Source organism: Haladaptatus sp. (assembly GCF_049589095.1).
In the GTDB taxonomy this organism is placed as follows: Archaea; Halobacteriota; Halobacteria; order Halobacteriales; family Haladaptataceae; genus Haladaptatus.
In genome coordinates this window covers 1-1,885 of sequence record NZ_JBAWAC010000310.1, presented here as the reverse complement: position 1 = coordinate 1,885, position 1,885 = coordinate 1, and the positions used below count along the sequence as shown (strand labels likewise).

The following is a 1,885-nucleotide window of genomic DNA, read 5'->3' as shown; positions in this document are numbered from 1 at the left end:
CACAAAGCGAGGGCTGGGTAAGCCCGAGCGCGGTAGGTGGGGGTAGTTCACTACTCTCAGACCGATGCTTTTCCCGCCACCGTTTCGCTCTCACCGACGACGTCTCCGGTCTCGCCGTCGAAGACGTGCAGGTCGTCCTCGTCGAACGTGATTCGAATCGTCTCGCCGGGTGCGGGTTCGACGTCGGAATCGACGCGTGCGATGAAGTCGGGAGCGAGGTCGAGATAGAGGTAGTTGTCGCTGCCGATGGGTTCGACCACTTCGACGGTGGCCGAGAGGGCGTTCCGGTCGGACTCCGCCGCGGGGAAGATGTCTTCGGGTCGGATACCGATGGTGAACGCCGAATCCGTGTTCTCGATTCGGTCGGCGAAGGATGGTGCGAGACGGCACGAAAACGCACCGTGGTCGTCTTCGAGGACGACGGCGTCGCCTTCGCGCCGCGCGCGAACGTCGATAAAGTTCATGCTCGGCGACCCGATGAAACCGCCGACGAAGCTGTTTACGGGTTGTTCGTACACGTTCGTCGGCGCGCCCATCTGCTGGAGTTCGCCGTCACGAAGGATGACGATGCGGTCGCCCATCGTCATCGCCTCCTCCTGGTCGTGGGTGACGTACACCGACGTGATCCCGAGTTCCTGCTGGATGCGCTGGATTTCGGTTCGCATCGTGGTCCTGAGTTTCGCGTCCAAATTCGACAATGGCTCGTCGAAGAGGAAGATGTCGGGTTCGCGGACGATGGCGCGGCCGAGCGCGACGCGCTGTTTCTGCCCGCCGGATAACTCGTCGGGTTTGTCCCCGAGCAGGTCCTCGATGCCCATCATCTCGGCGGCTTCGTACACCTTCTCGTGGCGCTCGTCCTTCGAGAGGTCGGTACTCATCCGGAGCCCGAATCCCATGTTCTGCTCGACGGTCTTGTGGGGGTAGAGCGCGTAGTTCTGGAACACCATCGCCACGTCGCGGTTCTTGGCGTGAACGTCCGTCACGTCCTCATCACCGATGTAGATGTGGCCGTCGGTGGCGCTTTCCAACCCGGCTATCATGCGGAGCGTCGTGGTCTTCCCACACCCGGATGGACCGACGAGCGTGACGAACTCGCCGTCCTCGATATCGAGGTCGAGACCGTCCACGGCGACGATCTGTCCGCGGTCGAACTCCTTTCTGAGCGTCTCCAGTCGAAGGCTTGCCATTACTCGTGTGGTGTCGTACCACGGTAAAGTTCTTTCCCATCGAGCCAAATCTGTGATGGGATATTTCATACTTCTTTTTGGAGGCAGTGTTCGACCGGTTCATCCCCTTTCTCAAATATGTCGATGAGAAAACGACACGAAAATCCCTAACGGTTAAATACGTGAAGTTATATTTCATAACGGATACGACCATGTCGTACCCACGGCGGAAAATCCTACAGACAGGCGGCGTAGTGGCTGGTATCACCCTCGCGGGATGCATCAGCGTGAACAGCGACGAGAAGGACGGCAGCGGCGACAACGGCAACGACGGCGGTGGTGGCGACGGAAACGGCGGCAACGGCAACGACGACACCTCCGGCGGCACCGGACAACTCTGGCATTCGCGTCCGAAGGGACCGAAGAAGAGCCTCGAATCGAACGTGAAGAAGTTCGAGGGGCTATCCGATTACGCGATAAAACTCTCCGAGATTTCGGACCTACAGAAGACCATCGAGAACAAACTCCCCGCCGGAAAAGGCCCGCATCTGTTTCAGTGGGCACACGACTGGATCGGCGAGTACCAACCCGCCGGGTTTCTCTCTGACCAAAGCGACAACCTCTCGGTGGACCTCGAATCCACGTACACCAGCGCGGCAGCGGAGGCGGTGCAGTTCAACGGCGAAACGCTTGGCCTGCCGTACGCCGCCGAAACCGTC

At 59.9% G+C, this 1,885-nt stretch carries 2 protein-coding genes; one reads left to right on the top strand and one right to left on the bottom strand.

Translation table 11 applies throughout. The features are described 5' to 3' along the window. Positions 1 to 56: 56 nt before the first annotated feature. Positions 57 to 1,187 carry an ABC transporter ATP-binding protein gene (locus WBV42_RS10055; RefSeq protein ID WP_423985910.1) on the bottom strand — a complete coding sequence of 377 codons (1,131 nt, stop codon included), beginning with the start codon at positions 1,185 to 1,187 and terminating at the stop codon, positions 57 to 59. Positions 1,188 to 1,420: 233 nt separating this feature from the next. Between WBV42_RS10055 and WBV42_RS10050 the strand changes: the two genes are divergently transcribed. After that, on the top strand, positions 1,421 to 1,885 hold a 465-nt coding region (locus tag WBV42_RS10050; protein WP_423985909.1), incomplete at its 3' end, for an extracellular solute-binding protein.